24 protein-coding genes are annotated in these 26,187 nt (G+C 73.1%); 13 read left to right on the top strand and 11 right to left on the bottom strand.

Annotated elements, in window-relative coordinates; genetic code table 11:
• Positions 1-329 precede the first annotated feature (329 nt).
• From ACH4F6_RS21405 to ACH4F6_RS21390, 4 genes are all read right to left on the bottom strand, one after another.
• Positions 330-2,348: an acetoacetate--CoA ligase gene (locus ACH4F6_RS21405; protein WP_397961838.1), complete on the bottom strand. Its 2,019-nt coding sequence runs from the start codon at positions 2,346-2,348 to the stop codon at positions 330-332.
• The gene (locus tag ACH4F6_RS21400; protein WP_397961837.1) at positions 2,345-2,509 is read right to left on the bottom strand and encodes a hypothetical protein; all 165 of its coding nucleotides are present in this window, start codon (positions 2,507-2,509) and stop codon (positions 2,345-2,347) included. Before ACH4F6_RS21400 ends, ACH4F6_RS21405 begins: the two co-directional genes overlap by 4 nt.
• Positions 2,510-2,520: 11 nt before the next feature.
• Positions 2,521-3,483, bottom strand: coding sequence for a VOC family protein (locus tag ACH4F6_RS21395; RefSeq protein ID WP_397961836.1), 963 nt, complete (start codon positions 3,481-3,483; stop codon positions 2,521-2,523).
• 75 nt (positions 3,484-3,558) lie between these two features.
• Positions 3,559-4,422 (bottom strand): fumarylacetoacetate hydrolase family protein, encoded by an 864-nt coding sequence (locus ACH4F6_RS21390; RefSeq protein ID WP_397961835.1) that lies wholly within the window; start codon positions 4,420-4,422, stop codon positions 3,559-3,561.
• Between the two features lie 116 nt (positions 4,423-4,538).
• Here ACH4F6_RS21390 and ACH4F6_RS21385 point away from each other — a divergent pair, with 116 nt between their 5' ends.
• Together ACH4F6_RS21385 and ACH4F6_RS21380 are read left to right on the top strand one after the other, a co-directional pair.
• On the top strand, positions 4,539-5,219 hold the full coding sequence (locus ACH4F6_RS21385; protein WP_397961834.1) for a GntR family transcriptional regulator: 681 nt from the start codon (positions 4,539-4,541) through the stop codon (positions 5,217-5,219).
• 177 nt (positions 5,220-5,396) lie between these two features.
• Positions 5,397-6,764: a PucR family transcriptional regulator gene (locus ACH4F6_RS21380; RefSeq protein ID WP_397961833.1), complete on the top strand. Its 1,368-nt coding sequence runs from the start codon at positions 5,397-5,399 to the stop codon at positions 6,762-6,764.
• A gap of 8 nt (positions 6,765-6,772) precedes the next feature.
• Here the strand turns inward: ACH4F6_RS21380 and ACH4F6_RS21375 are convergent, their stop codons facing one another.
• Positions 6,773-7,981, bottom strand: a complete 1,209-nt coding sequence (locus tag ACH4F6_RS21375) for an acyl-CoA dehydrogenase family protein (protein ID WP_397961832.1) — start codon at positions 7,979-7,981, stop codon at positions 6,773-6,775.
• A gap of 308 nt (positions 7,982-8,289) precedes the next feature.
• On the opposite strand from ACH4F6_RS21375, the gene ACH4F6_RS21370 reads away from it, so the two are divergent.
• Entirely contained in the window at positions 8,290-8,862 is a 573-nt protein-coding gene (locus tag ACH4F6_RS21370; RefSeq protein ID WP_397961831.1) for a flavin reductase family protein, read from the top strand.
• Between the two features lie 93 nt (positions 8,863-8,955).
• Here the strand turns inward: ACH4F6_RS21370 and ACH4F6_RS21365 are convergent, their stop codons facing one another.
• Positions 8,956-9,792 (bottom strand): IclR family transcriptional regulator, encoded by an 837-nt coding sequence (locus ACH4F6_RS21365; RefSeq protein ID WP_397961830.1) that lies wholly within the window; start codon positions 9,790-9,792, stop codon positions 8,956-8,958.
• Between the two features lie 76 nt (positions 9,793-9,868).
• On the opposite strand from ACH4F6_RS21365, the gene ACH4F6_RS21360 reads away from it, so the two are divergent.
• From ACH4F6_RS21360 to ACH4F6_RS21350, 3 genes are all read left to right on the top strand, one after another.
• Complete coding sequence (locus ACH4F6_RS21360; protein ID WP_397961829.1) at positions 9,869-10,828, top strand: amidohydrolase family protein; 960 nt, start codon at positions 9,869-9,871, stop codon at positions 10,826-10,828.
• An 85-nt stretch (positions 10,829-10,913) separates the two neighbouring features.
• Entirely contained in the window at positions 10,914-12,359 is a 1,446-nt protein-coding gene (locus ACH4F6_RS21355; RefSeq protein ID WP_397961827.1) for an amidohydrolase family protein, read from the top strand.
• 33 nt (positions 12,360-12,392) lie between these two features.
• A complete protein-coding gene (locus ACH4F6_RS21350; RefSeq protein WP_397961826.1) occupies positions 12,393-12,974 on the top strand; it encodes a nuclear transport factor 2 family protein in 582 nt (193 codons plus the stop codon).
• 48 nt (positions 12,975-13,022) lie between these two features.
• Here the strand turns inward: ACH4F6_RS21350 and ACH4F6_RS21345 are convergent, their stop codons facing one another.
• Positions 13,023-13,880 carry a FadR/GntR family transcriptional regulator gene (locus ACH4F6_RS21345; protein ID WP_397961825.1) on the bottom strand — a complete coding sequence of 286 codons (858 nt, stop codon included), beginning with the start codon at positions 13,878-13,880 and terminating at the stop codon, positions 13,023-13,025.
• Positions 13,881-14,112: 232 nt separating this feature from the next.
• On the opposite strand from ACH4F6_RS21345, the gene ACH4F6_RS21340 reads away from it, so the two are divergent.
• The 6 genes from ACH4F6_RS21340 to ACH4F6_RS21315 all read left to right on the top strand — a co-directional run bounded on the left by ACH4F6_RS21340 (position 14,113) and on the right by ACH4F6_RS21315 (position 20,565).
• Complete coding sequence (locus ACH4F6_RS21340; protein WP_397961824.1) at positions 14,113-14,955, top strand: fumarylacetoacetate hydrolase family protein; 843 nt, start codon at positions 14,113-14,115, stop codon at positions 14,953-14,955.
• Positions 14,956-14,984: 29 nt separating this feature from the next.
• On the top strand, positions 14,985-15,911 hold the full coding sequence (locus ACH4F6_RS21335) for a VOC family protein (protein WP_397961823.1): 927 nt from the start codon (positions 14,985-14,987) through the stop codon (positions 15,909-15,911).
• A gap of 7 nt (positions 15,912-15,918) precedes the next feature.
• Positions 15,919-17,550 carry a bifunctional 3-(3-hydroxy-phenyl)propionate/3-hydroxycinnamic acid hydroxylase gene (locus ACH4F6_RS21330; protein ID WP_397961822.1) on the top strand — a complete coding sequence of 544 codons (1,632 nt, stop codon included), beginning with the start codon at positions 15,919-15,921 and terminating at the stop codon, positions 17,548-17,550.
• A gap of 209 nt (positions 17,551-17,759) precedes the next feature.
• Positions 17,760-18,542, top strand: a complete 783-nt coding sequence (locus tag ACH4F6_RS21325; protein WP_397961821.1) for a CoA transferase subunit A — start codon at positions 17,760-17,762, stop codon at positions 18,540-18,542.
• Entirely contained in the window at positions 18,542-19,192 is a 651-nt protein-coding gene (locus ACH4F6_RS21320) for a CoA transferase subunit B (protein ID WP_397961820.1), read from the top strand. Before ACH4F6_RS21325 ends, ACH4F6_RS21320 begins: the two co-directional genes overlap by 1 nt.
• Positions 19,193-19,458: 266 nt before the next feature.
• Positions 19,459-20,565, top strand: a complete 1,107-nt coding sequence (locus ACH4F6_RS21315; protein ID WP_397961819.1) for an amidohydrolase family protein — start codon at positions 19,459-19,461, stop codon at positions 20,563-20,565.
• Between the two features lie 28 nt (positions 20,566-20,593).
• Here ACH4F6_RS21315 and ACH4F6_RS21310 read toward each other — a convergent pair whose 3' ends face one another.
• The 4 genes from ACH4F6_RS21310 to ACH4F6_RS21295 form a co-directional block, all read right to left on the bottom strand.
• Positions 20,594-21,061, bottom strand: coding sequence for a hypothetical protein (locus ACH4F6_RS21310; RefSeq protein WP_397961818.1), 468 nt, complete (start codon positions 21,059-21,061; stop codon positions 20,594-20,596).
• Positions 21,062-21,197: 136 nt separating this feature from the next.
• Positions 21,198-21,770, bottom strand: a complete 573-nt coding sequence (locus tag ACH4F6_RS21305) for a VOC family protein (RefSeq protein WP_397961817.1) — start codon at positions 21,768-21,770, stop codon at positions 21,198-21,200.
• A gap of 145 nt (positions 21,771-21,915) precedes the next feature.
• Positions 21,916-22,764, bottom strand: coding sequence for a fumarylacetoacetate hydrolase family protein (locus ACH4F6_RS21300; protein WP_397961816.1), 849 nt, complete (start codon positions 22,762-22,764; stop codon positions 21,916-21,918).
• 335 nt (positions 22,765-23,099) lie between these two features.
• Positions 23,100-23,579: an Lrp/AsnC family transcriptional regulator gene (locus ACH4F6_RS21295; RefSeq protein WP_397961815.1), complete on the bottom strand. Its 480-nt coding sequence runs from the start codon at positions 23,577-23,579 to the stop codon at positions 23,100-23,102.
• Positions 23,580-23,852: 273 nt separating this feature from the next.
• Between ACH4F6_RS21295 and ACH4F6_RS21290 the strand changes: the two genes are divergently transcribed.
• Positions 23,853-26,180 carry a transketolase-like TK C-terminal-containing protein gene (locus ACH4F6_RS21290; protein ID WP_397961814.1) on the top strand — a complete coding sequence of 776 codons (2,328 nt, stop codon included), beginning with the start codon at positions 23,853-23,855 and terminating at the stop codon, positions 26,178-26,180.
• Positions 26,181-26,187 lie beyond the last annotated feature (7 nt).

Raw genomic sequence — 26,187 nt, 5'->3', positions numbered from 1 at the left:
GCGGCGGCGTACGGCGCGATCTTCGCCTCGGCCAGCGAACGGACGGCGTCACGGAGCATGTCGTGCTCCTCGGACGGGCGGTACAGGTCGAAGTCTGGCATGTTTCCTCGGTCGTTCGTCGGATGGGCCGCGCGGCGCGAGATGTCGCGAGGCGTGCGGGGGTGGTGGTGTGCGGCGCTGCCGCGCGGAGGGACGGAGCGCCGCACACCGGCCGGGCCCGGGCGGGCCGGAAGGGAGGGGCGAGCGGCCGGGCACACCCTCGGGTGCCCGGCCGGCAGAGTGTGCGGTTCTGCGGGGCTCGCCCGCCTGCCGCACCGCGGGCCCGGCGGTCAGGGAGCGTGCTCGGTGGTGCCGGGGGCCGGCGAACCGGTACCGGCGGGGGAGGGCGCGAACCGGGTGAAGTACTCCAGCGCCGCGATGTCGTCGACGGCCTCCCGGCCGGCGACCTGGTCGACCCGGGCGCCCTGGAGGAGCCGTTTGACGGGGACCTCCAGCTTCTTGCCGGTACGGGTGTGCGGCAGGGCGGGCACCTGGATGACCGTGTCGGGGACGTGCCGTGGCGACGCGTGGGTGCGGATCGCGGACGCCAGGGCGCCGCGCAGGTCGTCGGTGAGCTCGTGACCGGGTTCCAGGACGACGAACAGGGGCATCCAGTACCGTCCGTCGGGGAGTTCGGCACCGATGACCAGACTCTCGCGGACACCGGGCAGTTCGTCCACGACGGCGTAGACGTCGGCGCTGCCGAGCCGTACTCCGTGGCGGTTGAGGGTGGAGTCGGAACGGCCGGAGACGATGACGCTGCCGTGCGCGGTCCGGGTCATCCAGTCGCCGTGCCGCCACACGCCCGGGTAGGCGGCGAAGTACGCCTGGTGGTACCGGCTGCCGTCGGGGTCGTTCCAGAAGTACAGCGGCATCGAGGGCATGGGCCGGGTGACCACCAGCTCCCCGACCTCGCCGGTGACGGGTCGGCCGTCGGCGTCGAACGCCTGGAGGGCGACACCCAGGAGCGGGGCGGAGATCTCCCCCGGCCACACGGGGGTGTTGGGGGCGCTGCCGGCGAAGCCGCTGACGATGTCGGTGCCGCCGCTGGTGGAACCGACCTGGACACGGGGGCCGACGTGGTCGCGGACCCAGTGGTAGGACGGGGCCGGCAGCGGCGCACCGGTGGAACCGAGCACGCGCAGCGCGCCGAGGTCGAGGTCGCGTCCGGGTTCGAGGCCGGCCTTGGCGGACGCCTGGAGGTAGCCGGGGCTGACGCCGAGGACCGAGGTGCGGTGTTCGGCGGCCAGGTCCCACAGGCGTTGCGGCCCGGGATGGGTGGGACTCCCGTCGTAGAGCACGATCGTCGCGCCGACCAGCAGGCCGGAGACGACCATGTTCCACATCATCCAGTTGGTGGTGGTGTACCACAGGAAGCGGTCCCCGGGGCCCAGGTCGAGGTGCAGACCGAGGAGTTTGTGGTGGTCGAGCAGGACTCCGCCGTGGCCGTGCACGATGCCCTTGGGGGTGCCGGTGGTGCCGGAGGAGAACAGCACCCACAGCGGTGCGTCGAAGGGCACGTGCTCGAACACGCACTCCGCGGCTTCGGCGAGTGCGTCCTCCCAGCACACCGCGTCGTCCTCGGCGGAGGCGGGCAGACCCAGGTTCGGGACCCGCACGGTGACCCGGACGGACGGCAGCGCGGCCCGCAGCGCGGCGCTCTCCGCACGGCGGTCGTGCCGCCGGCCGTTCCACCGGTAGCCGTCGGCGGTGAAGAGGACGACCGGTTCGAGCTGCGCGAAACGGTTCGCGGCGCCGTCCGCGCCGTAGTCCTGGCCGCAGGCGGACCAGACGGCGCCGAGGGAGGCCGCGGCCAGGAAGGCCACCACGGTGTGCGAGGTGTTCGGCAGATAACCGACCACGCGGTCACCGGCCCGTACGCCCCGGCGACGCAGCCACGCGGCCAGCGCCCCGACCCGGCCGCGGAGTTCGGCCCAGGTGGTGTGCGTCGTGGTGCCGTCCTCGCCGACCGAGATCACCGCGGTCTCCCCGGAGTCCCCGGTGCGCAGGGCGTGTTCGGCGTAGTTCAGCCGGGCGCCGGGGAACCAGCGTGTGGTCGGCATCGGGGCGTCGTCGAGGACGCACTCCCAGGTACCGCTGGTCCGGAGGTCGAAGAACTCCCCGACGGCCGACCAGAAGCCCGGCAGGTCCTGGACCGACCACGTCCACAGGGACCGGTAGTCGGCGTGGGCGATGCCGGTGCGGCGGGCGACGAAGTCGGTGAACCGGGCGATGCGCGAGCGCGCCGCCTCGGACGGGTCGGGCAGCCAGATCGGCTCGGCGGCCTGGGGCCGCTGCGTCGTACTCACCCCGCACGCCCCGGGGTGGGCGCGGGCGCCGCGGCAGCGGTGTCACGGGGGGTGGCCCGCCGTCCGTCCAGGGCCGGAAACGGGACCGTGGCCGGGCCGGCCGGGCCGGCCACGACGACGAGGACGTCGCCGCGGCCCGGATCGCCGGTGTGCTGGTGCATGGTGGTCGTCCTCACTGCGCCGGTGCGTGGGCGCCGGTCATCAGGGCCGCCAGGTCCTCGGGGGCGAGGAAGGAGGGGGGCGGGGGCGGGCCCCAGGAGTAGAGGGCCTCGGCACCCTCGAAGACGCCGGGCTTCCACAGGGCGTCGTCGACGATGCAGTCGATGTCGGAGTAGTACTCGGAGAAGGTGCCGGCCGGGTCCTTGAGGTACCAGAAGAAGTTCGAGCCGATGTGGTGGCGGCCCAGGCCCCAGGTGTGCCGGCCGGGATCCGCCTCCAGCATGGCGGTGGCGCCGCGGCCGATCTCGTCGACGTCGTCGACCTGCCACGAGGTGTGGTGCAGGAAGGCGACGGGCGCCTGCTGCACGAGCACGTTGTGGTGGTCGGTGGAACAGCGCATGAAGGCGGCCAGGCCCCTGACGGTGTCGCTGACCTTGAAGCCGATGCCCTCCTGGAAGAAGCGCTGGGACGTTCCCTGGTCGGTCGAGCCCAGCACCACGTGGCCGAGCTTGCGCGGCCGGACCGGGTCCGCGCGCAGGACGCCGGGGGCACGCTCGTGCAGGCGGGCGGTGGCGCCGGGCGCGTTGTACGGGCCCGCCGGAGCGGGGGCCTGCGACACGCGTGGGGAGAGCTCCACGCGGACCAGGACCTCGGTGCCCGGATCGACGGCCGTCACGCTGTCGGACGTGCGGTGGACGGGCACGTCCAGCCGGGTGAGGGAGGCGGCGACCCGGTCGAGGTCGTCGGGGTCGTCGGCGCCCACGCCGAGTTCGATCAGGCGGCGGCGCGGGGAGTGCACGATGCGCAGCTGCTCGCCGCCGTCGACGGTCGAGAACGCGCGGATGGCGTGGGGCGCCTCGGCGGCGGTGCCGGAGGAGTCGTTCGTGGGGGTGAGGCCGAAGTCGGCGTAGTAGGCGGCCGTCTGATCGACGTCGGGCACACCCATGACGATCCGGGTCAGTCGGTGCAGTGACATGGTTCGCGGCTCTTTCGGTCGGGTGAGGCGGTGCGGACCTCGGAGGGACGGTCGGCACACGGCCTCACGGGCGGGTCAGGGGGCGAGCATCGGGTTGCGCAGGGTGCCGACGCCCTCGATCCAGGTGACCAGGACGTCTCCGGGAGCGAGGAACTTCTGCGGGGTGCGGGCGCCGCCGACACCGGCCGGGGTGCCGGTGAAGATCAGGTCGCCGGGCAGCAGGGGGCACACGGCCGACAGGCGGACGACGAGTTCGGGGACGTCGAAGACCATCGCGGAGGTGCGGCTCTTCTGCAGGACCTCGCCACCTTCGAGCCGGCAGCCCAGTTCCAGGTCGTCCGGGTCGGCGAACTCGTCGACGGTGACGAGTTCCGGGCCGATCGGGGCGAAGCCCGGGTAGGACTTGCCGAGGGAGAACTGCGGTGCGGGACCGGTCAGTTGCAGACGGCGTTCGGAGAGGTCCTGCCCCACGGTCAGCCCGGCCACGTGGGACCACGCCGTCTCACGCGTCGCGTGGCGGCACTGCCGGCCGATGACGACGACGAGTTCGGTCTCCCAGTCGACCAGGCCGTCGGGCAGGGTGACCCCTGCCTCGTGGCCGGTCAGGGAGGTGCGGAACTTGGTGAACACCGCCGGTTCGGCCGGGACGTCCAGCTTCGACTCGGCGATGTGGTCACGGTAGTTCAGGCCGACCGCGAAGATCTGGGCGGGCCGGGGGACCGGAGGTCCCCACACCGTGCGGGTGTCCGTGCCGACGACCGCCGCCTTCGCGGCCTCCGGCGAGTCCAGGAACTCCCCGGCCCAGGAGGAGAACGCCTCCCACGCGGTCAGCGCCGACTGCGCGTCCGGGCCGAAGCGGCCGCCACTGGCCTCCGCGGCGTCGATGTAGCCCTCCGGGCCCTTGAGGACCAGTCGTCCGTCGATGTCTGCCAGGCGCATGACGCCCTCCATGCCGTGCGGGATGTCTTCGTCGAAGTCTCGCCCTGCAATTTCGATAACACAAGAGATTAACGATATTTTTTGAGAGTGTCGTTTCTCTGTTACGGTGCTCAGTCATGGCTGGTGAGAAGGCGACTAGAGGCGGCATCGTCCACGCGCGGATCCGCGAGGACATCTTTCAGGGCGTCCTGCGGCCCGGACAGCGGCTGCGCCTGGTGGAGCTGGCACAGCGCTTCTCGGTCAGCCAGTCGGTGGTGCGCGAGGCCCTCACCCGTCTGTCCGAGCAGGGCCTCGTCCGCGCCGCGCCGCAGCAGGGCTTCAGCGTGGTCACCGTGTCCCTGGACGACCTGAACGACCTCACCGAGGCCCGGATCGAACTCGAGACCCTGGTGCTGCGCCGGGCGATCGAACGCGGTGACATCAAGTGGGAGGCGGCCGTGGTCGCGGCCCACCACCACCTGGCCGGCCTCGACGCCGTACGGCCGGACGGCACCGTGGACAGCGACTGGTTCACCGTGCACGAGCGCTTCCACCAGATCCTGCTGGAAGCGTGCGGCAACACCCGGCTGCTGGCCGCGGCCCTCAGCCTGCGGGACGCGGCCACGCTGTACCGGCGCTGGTCCCGGCCCGTGGGCCACGACGTCGACCGCGACGTGGCGGGCGAACACCAGCAGATCGTCGACGCCGTGCTGCGCAGGGACGCCGACGGCGCGGCCGACCTGCTCGCCCGGCACATCGACCGCACCTCCGAGGCCCTGCGCACGGTGATCGCGAAGGACCCCGCCGCGGTGGCGTAGCCCGGCCGGGGCATCCCGTGCCCGGCACCGGTCGCGGCGCCCCGGACGGCCGCGAGCGGCGGCGGACCCGGGCGTGCGGTACGGCATACGGTGGCACCGTGCGACGCGGTACCCGCCCGGAGCCGATCGGCGCGGCAACGCAGCGCACGCTGCTCTCACGACGGCAAGGACGGCGTCATGACGGCTCACCGAGGACACGGCTCCTCCCCCTGGATCCACCGGCTCACCCCCGGGCACGCGGACGGCGGAACCGCTCCCGGCCGACCGGACGCGCCGCCCGCGCCGGCCAGTTCGGCGCGGGGCCTCGCCGAGGCGGCCGAACGACTCGGTCCGGGGCCTGTCGCCTGGGCGGTCGCCGTCGGTCACGAACTGGCCCGCGTCATCATCCGCGAGGTCCCGGAACTGGGCGGCGGACCGGGGCCCTTCGAGACCCTGCGGATGGGCACCGAGGCCGCGACCCTGCACACGCTGCTCCTGCTCGCCGACCCCGGGTCCGACCGGGCGATGCCCGAGGAGTCCCTCATGGGGGACCGTGAGTTCGCCCGGCGGCGCCTCGGCCTGGACAAGGTGCTGCGCGGCATCAGGGTCGCCCACGCGGCTTTGACCCGGATCCTGATGACCGCATGTCAGGAGCTGGTTCCGCCGTCCGAACGCGCGGAGCAGTTCCGCCGCATCTCCGAGCTGCTGTTCGGCTTCATCGACGGGTTCTCCTCCCGGATGACCGCGGAGTACCTCGCCGAACACGACCGGTGGCTCACCAGCGGCGCCGCCGCCCGCGAGGAGACCGTCCGCACGATCCTCGACGGACAACCGGTGCGGCAGGAGGCCGCGAGCGAGCTCCTCGGCTACCGGCTGGAAGGACGCCACCTGGCCGTCGTCGCCTGGTGCGACAACCAGGCCGGTGACGCCACCGGAGACCTCCAGCGGGCGGCGACCGAACTGCTGCACCTGCGCGGCTGCGCCTCGACACTGGTCCTGCCCACCGGCCGGACCACCGTGTGGGCGTGGGGCGACCCGCAGGCCGCGGCCCCGGCCGCCCCGGCACCCGGTGGGTTCCGGCCCGCCGAGGGCGTCCGCTTCGCCTGCGGCTCGGTACGCACCGGGCTGCCCGGGTTCCGCCAGTCGCACCAGGACGCGCTGCACACCGCCCGGGTCATGCGGATCAACCCGCACGACGCGGGCCCCGTCGTCGACCACCCGGACGTCGAACTGGCCGCCCTGGTGTCCACCGACCTGCCCGCCCTGCGCCGCTTCGTGGGCGACCAACTGGGCGCGCTGGCGGTGGACAGCCGGCCCGCGGACCAGCTGCGCCGGACCCTGCGCCTGTACCTGCGCAACGAGCGCAGCCTGACGGTCGCCGCGGCCCAGCTGCACGTGGCACGCAACACCGTCACCTACCGGGTCAAGCGCGCCCAGGAACTGCTCGGCCACGATCCGGCGGCCAGGCTGCCCGAGGTGATGACGGCGCTGGAGGCCGCGCACACGCTGGGGTCCGCGGTGCTCCGGCCGGCGCAGAACGGCTCGCACGACGGCCCCCGTTCCTGACGGACCGCTCAGATCAGGGGGGTGACCTGCTCCTGGATGCCCAGGAGCGACCGCCCGTACAGCTCGCCGGCGATGGCCGGGTTGATCACCGCGTGCCGGCTGCTCGTCTCCTGGTCCCGCCAGATCCGCTGCAGCGGGTTGGCCTCGGCGAAGCTGCCGGCGCCCTGGATGCTCAGCAGCAGATCGAGGGCCTCACGGGAGCGGCGGGCCACGTACCCGGTGTCCATCCGCACCCGCGCCCGCGTCTCGAACGGCATGTACTCGCCCCGCGCCGCCCAGCTGTCGATGTCGTCGGCGGCCCGCATCAGGTGCAGCCTGGCGGTGTCGATCAGCTGGGCCGCCTCGGCCAGCTGGATCTGCGTCGAGGGGGATTCGCCGGCCTTCTCGTAGAAGGTGTACGAGATGCCCCTGCCCTTGGCGAGGGAGGCCGTGACCACGTCCATGCCCGCCTGGGCCAGACCCACCTGGGGACCCGCCAGCACCAGCGCGAGCACCGGAACCAACGCGGACCGGTACAACGCCTCGTCCTTGTGCTCGGTCGGGTACGTGCCCTGCACCCCCTGGGTCACCGACAGGACGCGGTGCGCGGGCACGAAGACCTCGTCGGCGACGAGGGTGTTGCTGCCCGTCCCCCGCATGCCGGCCACGTACCAGGTGTCCTCGATCGTCAGCTCGTGCATCGGGACGAGAGCGGCGCCCTGGTCGATCTGCTGTCCGGAGGCGTCCACGACGGGAATGCCGAGCGAGGCCCACTGGGCGTGCAGGCTGCCCGAGGCGAAGCCCCACCGGCCGGTGACGACGAATCCGCCCTCGACCGCCCGCGTGGTGGCGCTGGGAGCCAGGACCCCGCACACCCGCGCGTCGGGGTTCTCGCCCCAGACCTCCCGCTGGACCTGCTCGGGGTAGAGACCGACCATCCAGTTGCACACGTTGACCAGCGTCGTCACCCAGGCCGTCGACCCGCACCCGCGCGCCAGCTCGGAGGTGATCTCCAGGAAGGTCCGGAAGTCCGTCTCGTGGCCGCCGAGGCGCCGCGGCACGGTCAGGCGGAACAGACCGGCCTCGGTCAGCGCCGCGATGTTCTCCTGCGCCACCGCCCGGTCCGCCTCGGTGCGGGCGGCGTTCTCCCGCAGCAGGGGCACCAACGCCGCCGCACGCTCCTTCAGTGCTGCGGCCGGCGCGGTTGTCGTCTGCGGGACGGCTGCGGTCGTGGTCATGGGATCCTCCAGGGTCGTGCGGCTCAGGCGGCGCACCCCACGGGGCGAGGTGCGACCACCGGGATTCCACGCCGGGTCCGCGCCCCTGTCCTGTGTCCGGGACCGCAGAGTTCGTCGCGCCGATTGGGCCGTCGGACCAGTTCGGCCGCGGTTTGCGCCCGGGGCCCAGGACCGCCCGCCCGGCTTGGCCGTCCGGCCCAATGTCATGGGGCGGTGACCGTGGCTTCACTGGGGGAGACCCGCGCCGCCGACGCCGCGTGCGACCACAGGCGGCGCATGCCCCGGCTCCCGCTTCCCTGGAGGTCGCCGTGTCCGTGTCCCCTTCCGCCCCCGCCGTGACGGATCTGCCCGTCACCACGGCCGACCCCGCGGTGTTCCGTCGGGTGCTCGGCCATGTGCCGACCTCGGTGTGCGTGGTGACCGCCGCGACACCGCAGGGTCCGGTGGGTGTCACCGTGGGCAGCTTCACCTCCGTCTCCCTCGAACCGCCCCTGGTGGTGTTCTACTGCGGCCGGAACTCGGCCAGTGCCGCCGCGATCGTCGGCTCCGGTCACTTCTGCGTGAACGTGCTGGCCGAGGACCAGCAGCAGGTGTGCGCCGCCTTCGCCGGCCGGACGGCGGACCGGTTCGCCACCGGCGACTGGAACCCGGCGGCCGACGGGGCGCCGCGCCTCGGCGGGGCGGCGGCCTGGATCGAGTGCGACGTCGAGGACAGCTTTCCCGCCGGTGACCACGTGGCGGTCGTGGGCCGGGTGCGGCGTCTGGCCGCGGCCGGCGGACGTCACCAGCCCTTGATCTTCCACCGCGGCCAACTGGTCCGCCTGGACCGGGCCTGTGGCGTGCACGCACCCACGCGTGCCTTCGACTGGTGGGACATCTGACGTGCCGTCCGCACGGCGATCCCGCCGACCGTCCGTCACGACGGCGACCACGGGAAGGCCCGGCCCGCGGTGCGGTCTCGTCCGCCCGCGCCCTCAGGGACGCGCGTCCGTATCCCCGTAGGGGATCGCACGAGAACCGTCCTGCGAGAGCCGGCGGGAGATCGCACGGGCCGCCGCCCGCACGGCCGGGCCGTGGCCCGCGTCCGGGAAACCGGGGCTGGGCGCCACGACCGACAGCGCCGCCACCACCTCGTCGCCGTCCCGCACCGGCGCGGCCACGGTGCTCAGCCGCCAGGGGTGGCTCTGGCGGCCGAGGGCGTGGTCACCGCGCCGTACCTCCGCGAGCGCACGGCGCAGGTCGGCCGGGGTGCGGATGTCGTCGTCCCCCTGCCCGGGCTCGTAGGCGGCGATGGCCTGGTCCTGGACGGCCGGCGGTGCGAAGGCGAGCAGCACCAGTCCCACACCGGTGGACGTCAGAGGGAGGCGGCCGCCCACGCGGTAGCGCACGGGACTGGCGTCGAGCGCCGAGAGCCGCTCGACGAGCAGGGCCTCCCCGTGGTCGCGCACGGCGAGCAGCACGTGCTGACGGGTGACGTGGAAGAGGTCCTCCATGAACGGCATGGCCACGGACCGCAGCCCGTGACCACGGGGCGCCAGGGAAGCCGTCTCCAGCAACCGCAGCCCCACGACGAAACGGCCGTCGTCGAGGCGTTCCAGCGCGCCCACGTGCACGAGCGACCGGGCGAGCCGCAGCGCGCTGCTGCGGGGGATGCCGCTGCGCTGCGCGAGGCCGGCGAGGGACAGCGCGCGGTGATCGCTGTCGAACGCGCCGAGCAGGGCGAACGCCCGGTCGACGACCGGCTGCCCCTCGGCGGGCCGCCCTCCGCGCCGCGGCCGAGCCCCACCGTCAGAACCAGGTGTTTCATTCATCGGAATCACTCATGCCAATGTACGGCCTCGCTTCCTACGGTGACACCCGTACGGACCCGCACCCCAGGAGCCCCGCATGACCTCGACCGGACTCATCGACGTCCACGCCCACTTCGTCACCGACGCCTATGTCGCCGCGGCCCGGTCCGCCGGCATCGAGCACCCCGACGGCATGCCCGGCTGGCCCACGTGGACCGCCGAACGGCACCTCGACCTGATGGAGCGCTCGGGGATCGAGAAGTCCTACCTGTCGGTGTCCTCGCCGGGTGTGCACTTCGGGGACGACGGCGCGGCCCGCGCCCTCGCGCGGGAGGTCAACGCGTTCGGCGCCCGGGTCCGCGCCGAGCACCCGCGGCGGTTCGGGCACTTCGCCTCCCTGCCGCTGCCCGACGTCGAGGGCTCGCTCGCCGAGGCCGCCCACGCGCTCGACGAACTCGGCGCGGACGGAGTGACGGTGGAGAGCAACCACCACGGCCGCTACCTCGGCGACCCCCGGTTCGAACCGCTGTGGGAGGACCTCGACCGCCGCGGCGCCGTCGTCTTCGTCCACCCCACCTCGCCGCCCCACGCCGAGGCCCTCTCCCTGAACCGGCCGCGGCCGATGCTGGAGTTCCTCTTCGACACCGCCCGCACCGCGAGCGACCTGCTCTTCCGCGGCGTCCTCCTCCGCCGTCCGCGCATCCGCTGGGTCCTGACCCACGGCGGGGGAGCGCTGCCGCTGCTCGCCGACCGCATGGAGCTGTTCCGCACCCTGCTGGGCGGCGGCCCCGGGGACGCGCCGAGCGCCGTGGAACAGCTGGGTCGCCTCTGGTACGACATGGCCGGAACGCCCTTCCCGCGCCAGATCCCGGCGCTCGACGCGGCGTTCGGCACCGAGCGCCTCCTGTACGGCAGTGACTACTGCTGGACACCCGCCGACACGGCCCTCGCCCAGGTCCGGTCCGTCGACGCGGCGGCACAGCCGTCCGCCGGCGGCACCTGGCGGGACCTCACCACCCGCAACGCGCGCCGTCTGTTCACCACGAACGTCGGCTAGCTGCCAGAAGACCGGAGAGACGGGCGATCGGGGCGCAGCGCGAAGCGGGCCAGCGATCCCCGGTGATGACGTCAAGGAGTGACATATGAGCAGGTACGTCGAGCCGTCCTCGGTCAAGGGACGTGTGGTGGTGAGGGACGTCACCGTCGTCGACCCGCTGGACGGGAGCCGCACCCCGGGCCGGGACGTGGTCGTCGAGGGCGGCCGGATCGCGTCGGTGACGACGACCGGTGCGCCGGCGGCCGACGCGCACGTGGTGGAGGGGCGGGGCCGGTTCGTCGTCCCGGCGTTCATGGACATGCACCTGCATGCCCTGAACACCCCGGAGGACGTCGACGGCACCTATGCGCTGATGCTCGCAGGCGGTGTCGTCGGCTTCCGCCAGATGTCGGGCAGCAGGGCACTGCTGAAGTCCCGGCGCGAGGGCAGGCTGCCCCGGCCGACCGGTGCGCCGGCGCTCAAGGCGACCGCCGGCGACCTGCTGACCCCGCTGAACGCGAGCACGGTCGAGGGAGCGGTGCGGGCCGTCCGGGAACAGCACCGGGACGGCGCCGACTTCATCAAGGCCGGCGCCACCACCCGGGCCACCTTCCTGGCCGCCCTCGAGGAGGCGAACCGGCTCGGCATCCCGCTGGGCGGTCACCTGCCGCCCGACCTCGATCCCCGGGAGGCCGCGCGCGGCGGGGTGTGGTCGATCGAACACCTCGGCCCGGGTGTCACCGTGTTCGCCGCGGCGTCCTCCCGCGAGGCCGAAGTCCGCGCCGCCAACGCCGCCCGGAAGCTCCCGCCGATCCCCAAGGTGAAGTTCCCCGGTGCCGACAAGCTGGCGATGAAGCTGGTCAAAGGCATGGCGGTGAACCCCGCGACGAGCACCTCCGAGACGGAGGCCCACGCCTACGAGCTCGCCGACGGCTCCTACGACCAGCACAAGGCGGAGGAACTGGCCGCCCTGTTCGTCGAACACACCACCTGGCAGTGCCCGACCCTGATCCGGGTCCACACGCAGCAGTTCGGCGACTCCCCGGAGCACACCGCGGACCCCCGGCGCCGCTACATGGCCCCCGAGGAGTTGCGTGCGTGGGACAGGTCGGCGAGGAAGTTCTCCCGGCTTCCCGACGTCACCCGCGAAGCCCTGCGCGGTCACTGGGCCGCGCAGCTGCGGATGACCAAGACCTTCGCCGACGCCGGGGTCCCGATGGTCGCGGGTTCCGACGCGTGCGGGGCCGCCGGCATCATCCCCGGCTTCGCCCTCCACGACGAGTTCGACCACCTCGCCGAGGCCGGACTGGACCCGCTGACCATCCTGCGGATGGCGACGACGGAGCCGGCCAGGTTCCTGGGCGAGGAGGGCGCTTTCGGCCGGGTCCTCCCCGGCCTGCCCGCCGACCTGGTGCTCCTGGACCAGGACCCGCTGCGGGACCACACCGCCCTGCACCGGATCGCGGGCGTGATGCGCGACGGCGCCTGGTGGTCCCGCGCCGACCTCGACGCGGTCCTGGAACGCGTCGCGGCCAAGCCCGGCGCTCACTGATCCTGGACCTGTGACGTGACAAGAGGAACATCCATGACGGACATCGACGTCGTCACCCAGACCGTGCTGCTGGAACGCCAGGGCCGTGACCGGGGCTGGTGGGACCAGATGCGGGCCTGCTACTGGCCCGACTCCACCGTGACCCTCAGCTGGTACCGAGGGGACGGGCCGGGGTTCGTGGACGCCTCCGAGGCCATGTCCGGGCGCGGGGACGCGAGCGTCCACCGCCTGTCCCCGCCCGCCGTCCGCATCGTGGACGACCGCGCCTTCGTCGAGACACCCGCCCTCATCGAGGTACGGACCGACGTCGACGGCGTCACCGCCGACCTCGTCTCCTGCACCCGTATCGTCCACCGCCTCGAACGACGCGGCGGCCGCTGGGGCATCGTCGCGCTGGACTGCGTCTACGAGCGCGACACCCTCCACCCCGCCCTCCCGGGTGAACACATCACCGTTCCCCCCGAGGACCTCGCCCGCCACCGCGCGCCGTACGCGCTCCTCGCCTGGCACCTGGCCCGGCGCGGGTACGCCGTGGCCACCGACCTGCTCGGCGACGACCAGCCCGAGCGCACGGCGGCCTTCTACGCCGAGACCCGGAGGTGGCTGCGCGGCTGAGCCCGCCCGGCCGGGGGCGACAGCCGGTCGGTGGCCGTACCGGCGGCCTCAACGGTGCGCGGCGGAGTCCTCGGTGGGCTGAAGACTGGTGTTGTGCTCGTGGATCAGCCGCAGCGCCTCGTCGCGGTCGCGCCGGTCCAGGGCGTCGACCAGGTCGCGGTGCAGTACGTGCCGGTGCGCGATGTACTCGTTCAGGGGCTGGTCGCTCGTGGGCAGCACGGACAGCGTGTGGCTCTCGATCAGCTCGAGCAGATGGGTGTACAGCGAGCTGAGCAGCGCGTTCGGGCTGATCGCGGCGATGGCGGCGTGCAGGCGCCAGTTGGCGTGCACGAAGGCGACCGGATCCGCCGCGTCCACGGCGTGTTCCATGGCGGTGATGTGACGGCGCAGTCCCGCGACATCGGCCGGCGAGGCGTGCCAGAGGGCGTCCTCGATCAGCAGCGGGTCGAGGGCGTCGCGGATGCGCACGGCGTCGGCGACGTCGTTCGCCTTCGCGTCCAGGGCCAGGACGGAGTTGCCGAGGCGGACCATCGGGGACTGTTCGGCACTGAACAGTCCGCCGCCCGGTCCGGGCTTGACGGTGACCAGGCCCCGTGCCTGAAGGAGCCGCAGCGCCTCGTTGAACGTTCCCACGGACACCTCGCACAGGGTCCGAAGTTCCTCCTTGGTGCCCAGCCGGGAGCCGGGCGGCACGCTCTCGATCAGCTCCGCGACCCTGTCCGCGGCGTGCTCGGCACGCCCCGACGGCGTCTGCCGAGGTGGTGCGTCCGGTCCCTGGCCGCGCCGAGCCGAAGGCGGCCCCCCGGCCGCCGGCCCGCCGCGGCGCAGGTCGGCGCCACTGCGGCCGCCGGACGGAGCCGTGTCCGGGGCGCCGCGCCGTGCAGCGTGGTCGGGGGTGGAACTCACATCGTCTCCTCAAGCCGTCATATTCATCATGTTCATTTTGCCGAGATCCCTTGACGCTACGGTTCACCGGAGCGCAACATCGGAGTAATCATCATGCTGAATTGCCGATGGGGGAGCAAGGTCCCGCTGTCGCCGACAGGCCCCACCTGCGCGTCCTTCGGCAGCCGAGCGACCGCCCACACCGGCGCTGCTTCGGGCGTTCCGCCTCCTTCCCCAGTCCGGGAGACACATCATGCGCATAGCCAACCTCTCCGGCCGCCTGGCCCTCATTGTCGACGGTCGTGCTGTGGACGTCGAAAAGGCCAGCGGTGGCCGCTTCGCCGCGGACCCGCAGGCCGTCTACGAGCGGTGGGAGGAGTTCCGTGCCTGGGCCGCCGTCGCCGACCTGTCCGTGGGGTCGGGGTTCGAGCCGACCGACCTGGGTTCCCCGGCCCCGGCGCCGAGGCAGACCCTTGCGATCGGTCTCAACTACCGTGATCACGCCTCGGAGTCCGGGTTCGCGGCGCCCGAGGGGCTGCCGCCGGTGTTCACCAAGTTCGTCACCAGTATCAGCGGCCCGGTCACCGAGGTGAAGCTGCCGGCGGACGGCCACACCGACTGGGAGGTCGAGCTGGTCGCCGTCATCGGCCGCCGCGCCGAAGGCGTGTCCGAGGCCGACGCCTGGGGGCACGTCGCCGGTCTGGCCGTCGGGCAGGACATCTCCGAGCGCGTGGTGCAACTGGCCGGCCCCGCCCCGCAGTTCAGCCTGGGCAAGTCCTACCCCGGTTTCGCCCCCATCGGACCGTGGCTGGTCACGCCGGACGAGTTCGAGAACCCCGACGACCTCGAACTGCGCTGCGCCATCAACGGCGAGGAGGTGCAGAAGGGCCGCACCCGCGACCTGATCTTCTCCGTGCCCGCCCTGATCTCCAAGCTGTCCGAGGTCCTGCCCCTGCTGCCCGGAGACGTCGTCTTCACCGGCACCCCCGCCGGGGTCGGCCTCGGCCGCGACCCTCAGCGCTGGCTGGCGGCCGGTGACGAACTCGTCAGCACCATCGAGGGCATCGGCGAGCTGCGCCAGACCTTCGTCGCCTGACGCCCGGCCCGACGGACAAAGGAGTCCCCATGGCACTGCACCGTCTGACCTCCATCACCATGGGGGTCCCCGACGTCGCCGAGACCGCCGCCTACTACACCGACTTCGGCCTCACCGCGGAAGCCGACGGCTGGTTCGCCAGCCGGGACGGCGGACGTCAGCTGCGCATCGTCCACGCGCCGACCCGCCGCCTGGTGGAGGTCCGCGTCGGCGTCGACACACCCGACGACCTGGCGGCGGCCGCCTCCCGGCTGAAACGGCTCGGCACCGAGGCCGTCGTCGACGCCGGGACGCTCACCGCGTACGACAAGGCCACCGCCGTACGCGCCGTCCTGGAGGTCACCCCCCGTCTGGTCCAGGCCCCGGTCGCGGCCACCGTCTACAACGGTCCCGGCCGCCCCGACCGCACCGGCGCCCGCGCGGCCGGCGTCCTGCGCACCGACCGCGTCCGTCCGCGCAAGCTCGGCCACGCCGTCGTCGGCACCACCGACTTCGACACCACGACCGCGTTCTTCCGTGACGGCCTCGGCTTCAAGGCCTCCGACTACATCAAGGGACACGGGGCGTTCCTGCGCTGCTCCACCGACCACCACAACATCCTGGTGCTGGCCGCGCCGGTGACCTTCCTGCACCACTCTTCCTGGCAGGTCGACGACATCGACGAGGTCGGCCGCGGCGCGGCCGCGATGCTTCAGGACCATCCCGAGCGGCACGTCTGGGGCCTCGGACGGCACCACGCGGGCTCGAACTTCTTCTGGTACCTCAAGGACCCGGCCGGCAACTTCAGCGAGTACTACTCCGACATGGACTGCATCGTCGACGACCAGCTGTGGACGCCGGAGGTCCTGGAGGGCGCCAAGGGGCTGTTCAACTGGGGCCCGCCGCCCCCGCCCTCCTTCCTCGCCCCCGACGATCTCGCCGCCCTGATGACCGGCACCCACAGCCCGACGAGGTAGAGCCACCATGACAGACACCTCCACTCCGATGCACGACGTCGCCATCGTGGGCTTCGGCCCGGTCGGCCAGATGCTGGCCCTGCTGCTGGGCCGACAGGGGTACGACGTCATCGCCCTGGAGCGCTGGCCCGATCCCTACCCCCTGCCCCGCGCCGCGCACTTCGACCACGAGGTCTTCCGCATCTTCCAGGCCGCGGGAGTGGGGGAGGAGGTGCGCGCGGTCACCGACCCCGTGCCCGACCACTACGAGTGGCGCAACGCGGCCGGCGAGCCGCTGGTGCGCATCGACTGGTCCGGCAACGGTCCCTCCGGCTGGCCCACCGCCAACTTCTTCAGCCAGCCCCAGCTGGAGGCCGTCCTCGCCGGGGCCGCCGAGAACCAGGCCACGGTCACCGTCCGCCGCGGCTGCGAGGTCGTGGACCTGCAACCCGGCGGCGAATCCGTCCGGCTGACCATCGGCGGTGCCGACGGCGGCGAGGTCCGCGCCCGTTACGTCATCGGCGCCGACGGGGCCAACAGCTTCGTCCGCTCCACCATGGCCACCTCCGTCACCGACCTCGGCTTCTTCTACGACTGGCTGGTCGTCGACACGCTCCCCCACGACCAGGCGGAGTGGTCGCCGAAGAACTGGCAGCTGTGTGATCCCGAGCGGCCGACCACGATCGTCTCCGGTGGGCCGGGCCGGCGCCGCTGGGAGTTCATGCGGCTGCCGCACGAGAACGTCGAGGAGCTCAGGACGCCGGAGGCGGCCTGGCGGCTGCTGGAGCCGTGGGGGCGCACCCCGGAGAACACCACCATCGAGCGGCACACGGTCTACACCTTCCAGGCCCGCTGGGTGGACCGCTGGCGCGAGGGCAGGCTGATCCTCGCCGGTGACGCCGCCCACCAGATGCCGCCGTTCGCCGGACAGGGCATGTGCTCCGGACTGCGCGACGCCATCAACCTGGCCTGGAAACTGGACCTCGTCCTCGACGGCCGGGCCGACCCCGCGCTGCTGGACACCTACACCTCCGAACGCAGCGAGCACGTCCAGCACGCCATCGGCATGTCCATGGCCCTCGGTCAGGTCATCTGCGTCCTCGACCCCGAGGCCGCCGCCTCCCGCGACGCCCGCATGATCGCCACCGGCGCCGACCCGCGGCACGCGCTGCCGCCCACCCCGCCCCCCGTCCTGGGCGACGGCATCCTCCAGCGCGCTCCCGACGGCACGCGTGCCCCGGACGTCGGCCACCTCACCCCGCAGTACGAGGTCACCCACCAGGGCCGCACCGCGCTGCTGGACGACCTCACCGGCGGCGGCTTCACGGTCCTGACCGACGGCACCGCTCCGCTCGACGCCCTGGACGCCACCGACCGCGACTTCCTCGCCGGCATCGGCGCGGCCCTCGTTCCGCTGTACACCGACAGCGCCCCGCCCGGCGGCTACCTCGACGCGCCCGGCGGCTACCTGCCCCACCTGCGCGAGCACGGACACGTCGCCGCCGTGGTCCGGCCCGACTTCTACCTGTTCGGCGCCGCCATGGACGGACCGGGCCTGCGGGAACTGGTCGGCCAGCTGCGCGAGCAGCTGCAGCGGCCCGCCGCCACCGCCGACCGCACCCCGGTGCCCGGACCGCTGACGGCCGTCGCCGAACTGTAGGCACCCGCGTTCCGCACCAGGGGCACGAACGCGGCTCCCGACCGCGGCGGACGGACCACCGCACGGTCCGTCCGCCGTCGAGCCAGGTCCGTCACGAGCCGGGAGCACGCCCGGCGTCCGGGCCCTGCCACCGCTGCCGCACGGCCCGGACGCCGGGCGGCGTCACCCCGCGAAGTGCCCGCCCCTCGCGAGATCTCCGAAGGACGTTCATGGACAAGACATCTCCCTCCGCGGCCGAAGCCGTGGCCGACATCGGCGACGGCGCCTCCCTCGCCGTCGGCGGCTTCGGTCTGTGCGGCATCCCCAGCACCCTCATCCAGGCCCTGTACGTGCAGGGCGCGAGCTCGCTGCGGGTGGTGTCCAACAACTGCGGGACCGACGACCACGGTCTGGGCGTCCTGCTCGGTGCCGGCCGCATCGCCCGCGTCACCGGCTCCTACGTCGGCGAGAACAAGGAGTTCGCCCGCCAGTACCTGTCCGGCGAGCTGGAGGTCGAACTCGTCCCCCAGGGCACCCTCGCCGAACGCCTGCGCGCAGGCGGCTGCGGCATCCCCGCCTTCTACACCCCCGCCGGTGTCGGCACCCCGCTCGCCGACGGCGGCATCCCCTGGCGCCACCGCGCCGACGGCTCCGTCGCCATCGCCTCCCCGGCGAAGGAGACCCGCACCTTCGGCGACGGCGAGTACGTGCTGGAGGAGGCCATCACCTGCGACTTCGCACTGGTGCGGGCGGCGCGCGGGGACCGGCACGGCAACCTCGTCTTCGACAAGTCCGCCCGCAACTTCAACCCCCTGGCCGCCATGGCGGGCCGCGTGACCGTCGCCGAGGTCGAGGAACTGGTCGAGCCGGGCGTGTTGAGCCCGGACGAGATCCACCTGCCCGGTGTGTTCGTCCAGCGCGTCGTCGCCCTGACCCCGCGCGAGGCGGCTGACAAGCAGATCGAACGGCGCACGATGTCCGCGCCTCCGGCACGAGGGACGGTGACCGCCTGATGGCCTGGACCCGCAACGAGATGGCCGCCCGGGCGGCAGCCGAGCTCGGCGACGGCGACTACGTCAACCTGGGCATCGGACTGCCCACCCTCGTACCCGGCTACGTACCGGAGGGCGTGCACGTGGTGCTCCAGTCGGAGAACGGCATCCTGGGCACCGGCCCCTACCCGGCCGAGGACGCGGTGGACCCGGACCTGATCAACGCGGGCAAGGAGACCGTCACCGTCCTGCCCGGTGCCGCCTTCTTCGACTCCGCGCTGTCCTTCGGCATGATCCGCGGCGGCCACATCGACACCGCCGTCCTCGGCGCCATGCAGGTCTCCGCGAACGGCGACCTGGCCAACTGGATGATCCCCGGAAAAATGATCAAGGGCATGGGCGGGGCGATGGACCTCGTCCACGGTGCCCGCCGCGTCATCGTCCTCATGGAACACACCGCCAAGGACGGCAGCCCGAAGATCGTCGAAGAGTGCACCCTCCCGCTGACCGGGCGCGCCTGTGTCCACCGGATCATCACCGACCTCGCCGTCCTCGACGTCGTCGACGGCGGAATCGTCCTGGTGGAGACGGCCCCCGGCGTCACCCCGGACCAGGTCGCCGCCGCCACCGCGGCACCGGTGCACGTTCCCCGGGACGCCCTGCCGGGGTGAGCCGAACTTCCGCCGGCCCGTGATCCCGGACAGCCACCGGGCCGGCGGAACCGGCCGGCGCGTCCTCGGACCGCCCCGGATCCCGCCCCGGCCGCGACCTGTCCGAGGCTGCCCTGCCTCGCGGCCGGGGCGGCCATGAGCCGCCACCGCACCACCGGCCGTCGCCGGACGAACCCGCCGCTCCGCCCGGTGACACCGGGCGGAGCGGCGTGCTCAGTACCCGCACGCCACCCGATCCACGCTCGTACGCGTACAGGAGAACCCCGGTGACCCGAACCGCACCCGTCGTGCCCGGTCCGGCCAGGACGGCCCTGCTGCACGTCCGCGTCTTCGACGGACGAGGGCTGACCGAGCCGCGCACCGTCGTCATCGACGGCGGCGTCGTCTCACCCCGCACCGACACCTCGGGCGCCCGGCTGGTGGACGGCACCGGAACGACCCTGCTGCCCGGCCTCATCGACGCCCACGTGCACCTGCACGGAGCGGACACGCTGGCGGCCCTGGCCTCCCACGGCGTCACGACCGCCCTGGACATGGCCACCTGGCCACCACGACTGCCGGCCCCCCTGCGCCGGGTACCGCACCTGACCGACATCCGCAGCGCCGGTACGCCGGCCGTCGGCGACGGCGGCCCCCACGCCCGTGTCCCCGGCATGTCCGGGGACGCCGTGGTGCGCGGACCGCGCCAGGCCGGTGAGTTCGTGGCGGCCCAGGTGTCGGCGGGGGCCGACTACATCAAGATCGTGGCCGAGGCACCCGGTGAGGGCGGTCCCGACCGGGAGACCCTGGACACGCTGGTGGCCGCGGCCCGCACGCACGGCAGGAAGACCGTCGTGCACGCCGCGACCACGGGCGCGTATCTCATGGCCCTCGACGCGGGCGCCGACTTCATCACCCACATCCCCCTGGACCGGCCGCTGGACGCAGCCGAAGCCGCGCGCATGGCGGCTCAGGGCCAGGCCTGCATTCCCACCCTCACCATGGCGGAGGGCACGGCGGCGGCGAGGGGTGTCGCGCCCGCCTACCGCAACGCCGTGCGGAGCGTGGCCGCGCTGCGCGACGCCGGTGTGCCGATCCTGGCCGGCACCGACGCCGGCACCCGGTCCGGGGCCCCCTTCCAGGTCGAGCACGGCGCGAGCATCCACCGGGAACTCGGACTCCTCGTCGCGGCCGGCCTCACCCCGGCCGAGGCCCTGCGCTCCGCCACCGTCCTGCCCGCCCGGCACTTCGGCCTCGACGACCGTGGGTCCGTCGCCCCCGGGCTCCGCGCCGACCTGCTCCTGGTCGACGGGGACCCGCTGGCCGACATCCGGGCCACCCGCGCCCTGCGCCACATCTGGTGCGCGGGCGTGGAGCAGGTCCCGGCCCCCTGACGGCCGGGACCTGCTCGTTCTTCGGCGCTCAGGCCGACTGCGGGTACGCGCCCTCGCCGGCGAGGCGCTCGTAGGCGCGGCGCACCGCCGGCACCAGACGGGCGGCGGCCTCCGGGTCGGCGTGCTCGGTCCGGAGCCGGAGGATGTTCCCGTTGCGCCGGCCCGCGGGAACGTGTTCACCGCGAGCCGTGACGAGCACGTGGAAGTGCGGATGGTTCTCCCCGAAGACCATCAGGTACGTCGCGGGCGCGCCGGTCACCTCGGTCACCGCCGCGACCAGGTCACGTGTGCGGCGGGCGAACGAGGCCAGCTCGGCCTCGTCGAGCCCGGTGATGCGCTCGGCGTGCCGACGGGCCCGCAGGACGAACCAGCCGGGTACGTCGTAGCCGGGCACCACTTCCCCCGACCACAGGGGGTCACGGAAAACGACGGCGGAATCTTCGTTCTGTTCCAGGCCGCACATGAAGCAGTCGGCGTGGTCACTGGATGCGCTCAAGGGGTCCCCCAGACGGTGGATACGGGCGCGAGGCCGGGCGGGGCGACCGGCCTCGGGCCGCCGGGCGGCGGCGCGCCGACGGGGTGCCGGTGACGTCCCGGCACCCCTGGTGGTGTGTACGGGCCCCGCTCGGTGCTCAGACGGCCCCGGTGAGGACCGACATCGGGTCGGGCAGGTCGGCCTTCAGGGCCCAGGACCGGTGGATCAGGTCCTCGACGGCCGCTCCGGAACGGCGGGCGACGAGCATGGCCTCGGGGTCGAAGGCGGGGCCGACGGCGTCGGCGCTGTACTCCGGTCCCCTCATGTAGGCGGTCGCCTCGTCGGGGTCGGTGAAGACGTCGATCTGCATCTCGACGAAGCTGCCGTCCGGGTCCTGGTAGTACATGGACGTGGTGACGCCGTGGGCGATGCACACCGCCGGGGTGATGCCCTTGTCGCGCAGCAGCTCGTAGCGGGCGAGGAGGTCGTCGAGGTGGTCGAAGGTGTACGCCACGTGGTGGGCCGCGGCCGTCGTGGGCGTCTTGCGGTCCAGGGCGACCGGCGGCGTGAGCAGGGCGACGCGGTGGTGCTCCTCGTCATAGGTGATGAAGCACAGGCCTTCGTTCTGGAACACCACGTGTCCGTCGAGAACGGCGCAGTACCAGTCCCGCATGCCGTCGGGGTTGCTGGTCTGGAACACGACGTGGGCGAACTTCGGTGTGGCGGACATTCGATCCTCCTCGATCGAGCCTGCGGGCGTCCACCCGCGATGGGCTGTCACCGGCCGGTCGGCGGGCCGGTGGTGCGCCCGCACGCCCGGTTCGGGTCGCGTGCGGGATGCGCGGACGGCCTCGCGGGAGCGTGGCCGCCGGGGGTCAGGTCCGTGCGACGAAGGTCTGGCGCAGTTCGCCGATGCCCTCGATGGCGCTGACCAGCTCGTCACCGGGGGCGAGCCAGCGCTGCGGGTCACGGCCCAGACCGACGCCGGCCGGGGTTCCGGTGAAGACGACGTCGCCGGGCAGCAGGGGGATCACCGAGGACAGGCGGGCGATCAGCTCGGGTACGGAGAAGATCAGGTCGCCGGTGCGGCTCTTCTGGACCTCCTCGCCGTTCACGGTGCAGCGCAGCCCCAGGTCGTCGGGGTTGTCGAACGCGTCCGGGGTGACCAGCCACGGCCCGATGGGGGCGAAGCCCGGGAAGGACTTGCCGAGGCTGAACTGCGGTGCGGGACCCTCCAGTTGCGTGATGCGCTCGGAGATGTCCTGGCCCACGGTCAGCCCGGCGACGTGGTCCCAGGCGGCTTCCGCGGAGATCCGATGGGCGCGGGTGCCGATGACGGCGACGAGTTCGATCTCCCAGTCGGTGTGGCCGCCGGGCGGCAGGGCGACCTCGGTGACGGGGCCGGTGATGCTGGTGGCGAACTTGGTGAAGACCGGCGGCATCGTCTCGGGCAGGGCGAACCCGGACTCGGCCGCATGGTCGCGGTAGTTCAGGCCGGCGGCGACGATCTGCCGCGGGGCGGGTACGGGAGCGCCCAGAGCGGCGGGATCGAAGGGGCTTCCTTCGGGCAGACGGGCCTGCGCGGCCCACTGACGGAATTCCTTCCACCGCTCGTAGACGGCCTGCGGGTCCGCGGTGAAGCGGCCACCGCTGGCCTCCTCGACGTCGACGGCGAGACCGTCGACGACGAGGACCAGACGGCCGGAGAGGTTGGCGATACGCACGGAACTGCTCCTGTGTTCCTGGGACGGGGCGGCCCCCGGCCGGTCGTCCGGGCCGAGCAGTGCCTTGCCGTACCCCTTGTGGCTGACGGCGGGCAAGGTGACCGCGGGGGCCTGCCGGATTCGTCGGCCGGGGTGACGTCGGTGAGGCCGTCGGGGCTGTGGGTGTCCACGAGGCGGGGCCATCGGCCGGGTGCTGCTCATACAGTAAGGCGCTATATGTGATAACAGCAAGGAGCCGGGGCCGGCGAATTTCCGGTCGAGCGGCGGGCGGACTCGGGCGTCCGTGCCGGTGGCCTCCGGATCCGGCGTCGGCCGGGTCGTCCGGTGGTCCGTGATCAGCCGGCGGCGGCTCGGTGCAGCAGCGGGGCGAGCCGGTAGGGGACCAGCCGGCGCATGACGAGTGCGGTACTGGTGCGTTCCACCCCGGGAACATCGAGGATGTGGCCGGCCACGCGGTACAGGTCCTCGGCGTCGGCCGCGACCACGTGGACCAGCAGGTCGGTGTCACCGGTCAGTCCGTACACCTCGAGGACCTCGGGAATCGCCGCGAGCGCGTGCGCGACCTCGTCCAGCCTGCGCTGGGTGACCTGGGTGGTCACGAACGCGCCGAGGGGATAACCGAGGGCCGCGGGGTCGACGCGGCGCTCGAAGGAGCCCACGGCACCGGTGCGGTCCAGTGCCGTCAGGCGGGCCTGGACGGTGTTGCGGCTCAGTCCGCTCGCCTCGGCGAGCGCCACCGTGGTGGCCCGGGGACGGGAGGAGAGTGCCAGGAGCAGGCGTGCGTCGGTGGGGTGGATCCGCTCGGAGTTGGGCACGGTGCGCACCTTCCGGGGTCGAGAGGGCGGATGATTGGGCATTCTGCGTCATTTCCTCGTGGGTTCTTGTGCACCGTCCTGACCGGGTGGTCTCCTCGTCTGCAGGATCCGCCCCTGGCAGCACGCCGCCGACCGTGATCCGGTCGTGAGCCGGCCCGATGTGCGCCGGGGCGCCCCCCGGCGCGCTCTTCACGCCGCCGTGGTTCGTCCCAAGTCACCGTCGGCCGCGGGTCCGCGCGCCGGGTGTGCCGAGCGCGAGGAGACCGTTCCGCCATGACCACCGCACCAGCCGCCCCCCGGCGGACCCCGGCCGCCGCCCTCGACGTGCTGCACGAGATCGAGGACCGCGTGCTGTGGCTGTCCAGTGCGATCGTGCACCACGCCAACCGGGTGCGCCCCAACCCGTCGGGCCTCAAGGTCGGCGGCCACCAGGCCTCGTGCGCCTCGATGGTGTCGATCATGACGACCCTGTGGTTCCGTCATCTGCGCCCCGAGGACCGGGTCTCGGTCAAGCCGCACGCCTCGCCGGTCCTGCACGCCGTCAACCACCTGCTCGGTGAACTGGACGCCTCCTACCTGCCCACGTTGCGCGCCTTCGGCGGTCTCCAGAGCTACCCGAGCCGGTCCAAGGACCCCGACCCGGTCGACTACTCCACCGGGTCGGTGGGCATCGGCGCCACCGCGACGATCTGGGGAGCCCTGGCCCGCCGCTACGCGGACAAGAGCGGCGACGGCGGCTTCAAGGGCCGGCAGTACGCGCTCGTCGGAGACGCGGAGCTGGACGAGGGCGCGGTGTGGGAGGCCCTGATGGACCCCCAGGTCGCCGAACTCGGCGAACTGGTCTGGATCGTCGACCTGAACCGGCAGTCCCTGGACCGCGTCGTGCCGAACATGGCCGCCGGGCGCCTGCACGGCATGTTCGCCGCGGCCGGATGGCAGGTGCTCACCCTCAAGTACGGCACCCTCCTGGAGAAGCTGTTCGCGCGCCCCGGCGGACACGCTCTGCGTGCCCGCATCGACGACATGTCCAACCCCGAGTACCAGCGCCTGCTGCGCTGCTCGGCCGACGAGTTGCGTGACCGGCTGCCCGGCACCGGCCCCGAAGCCCCGACGATCACCGAGCTGCTCGCGGAGACGGACGACGCGACCCTGATGGAGGCGGTCCGCAATCTGGGCGGTCACGACCTGTCCGCCCTCGACACCGCGCTGTCCGAGGTGGACGACGACCGGCCCACCGTGATTTTCGCGTACACCATCAAGGGTCACGGCCTGCCCACCCAGGGACACCCGCAGAACCACTCCTCCCTGCTGACGGAAGAGCAGATGCGGGAGCTGGCGGACGAGGTGGGCGCCGATCCCGACCACCCCTGGGAGGGTTTCGCCGCCGACTCGGCGGCGGCCCGCCTGTGCGCGCAGACCGCGGCGCGGCTGCGCCGGGACACCGTCCCCGAGGCGCGCCCGCCGGCGCTTCCCACGGACATCGGCCGTACCCCGACAGGCGTCGCGACGACCCAGGCCGCCCTGGGCCGGGTGCTGCTCGACCTGACCCGCAGCGCACCCGAGGCGGCCCGGCGGGTGGTGACGGTCAGCCCCGACGTCAGCTCGTCGACCAACCTGGGCGGCTGGGTCAACAAGGTCGGCGTCTGGTCGCCCACCGAGCGCGTGGACTGGTTCGCCGACGACGCGGAGACCATCCTGCACTGGCGGGAGCGGCCGACCGGACAGCACATCGAACTGGGCATCGCCGAGACCAACCTGGTCGGCCTCCTCGGAGAGCTGGGCGCGACCTGGAGCCGCTGGGGCGAGCCGCTGCTGCCCATCGGCGTGATGTACGACCCCTTCGTGCAACGCGCCCTGGAACCCTGGTCGTTCGGCATGTACGCCGGCGGCCAGTCGATCCTGGTCGGAACCCCGTCCGGCGTCACCCTGGCGCCCGAGGGCGGTGCCCACCAGTCCATCACCACGCCTTCTCTCGGTATCGAGCAGCCCGGCTGCACGACCTGGGAGCCGGCGTTCGCCCTGGACACCGAGTGGACGCTGCTGGCCGCCCTGTCCCGCCTCGGCAGGCCGGACGGCGGCTCCGCCTACCTGAGGCTGTCCACCCGCCCCGTCGACCAGACCCTCGCCCGGGTCCCCACCGACCCGGCGGCCCGCGAACGCCGCCGCCGCCAGGTCGTCGCCGGCGCCTACCCGCTGCGCCGACAGGCCGACGCCCGGGTCACCATCGCCGCCATGGGAGCCGTGGTGACGGAGGCCCTGGCCGCGGCGGACCGCCTCCAGCACCTCGGCATCCCGGCGGACGTCGTGTGCGTGACCAGCCCGGGACTGCTCTACCGGGCCCTCGACGCCCGCGTCGGGCACGGCGAGGCGCCCGACTGGATCCTGGACCAGGTCTTCCCCGCGGAGCGGGCCACCCCGCTGGTCACCGTCCTGGACGGACACCCGCACACCCTCGCCTTCCTCGCCACCCTCCACCGCGTGCCGATCCGCAGGCTGGGCGTCACCCGCTTCGGCCAGTCGGGCTCCCTGGACGAGGTCTACCGCCACCACGGGATCGACACCGACAGCATCGTCGGCGCCGCACTCGACCTCACCCAGTGAACCGCCG

It is taken from the genome of Streptomyces sp. NPDC017936, from assembly GCF_044328485.1.
Classification (GTDB): domain Bacteria; phylum Actinomycetota; class Actinomycetes; order Streptomycetales; family Streptomycetaceae; genus Streptomyces.
Note: the sequence above shows the minus strand (reverse complement) of the source record. Positions and strands in the feature narration are given on the sequence as shown.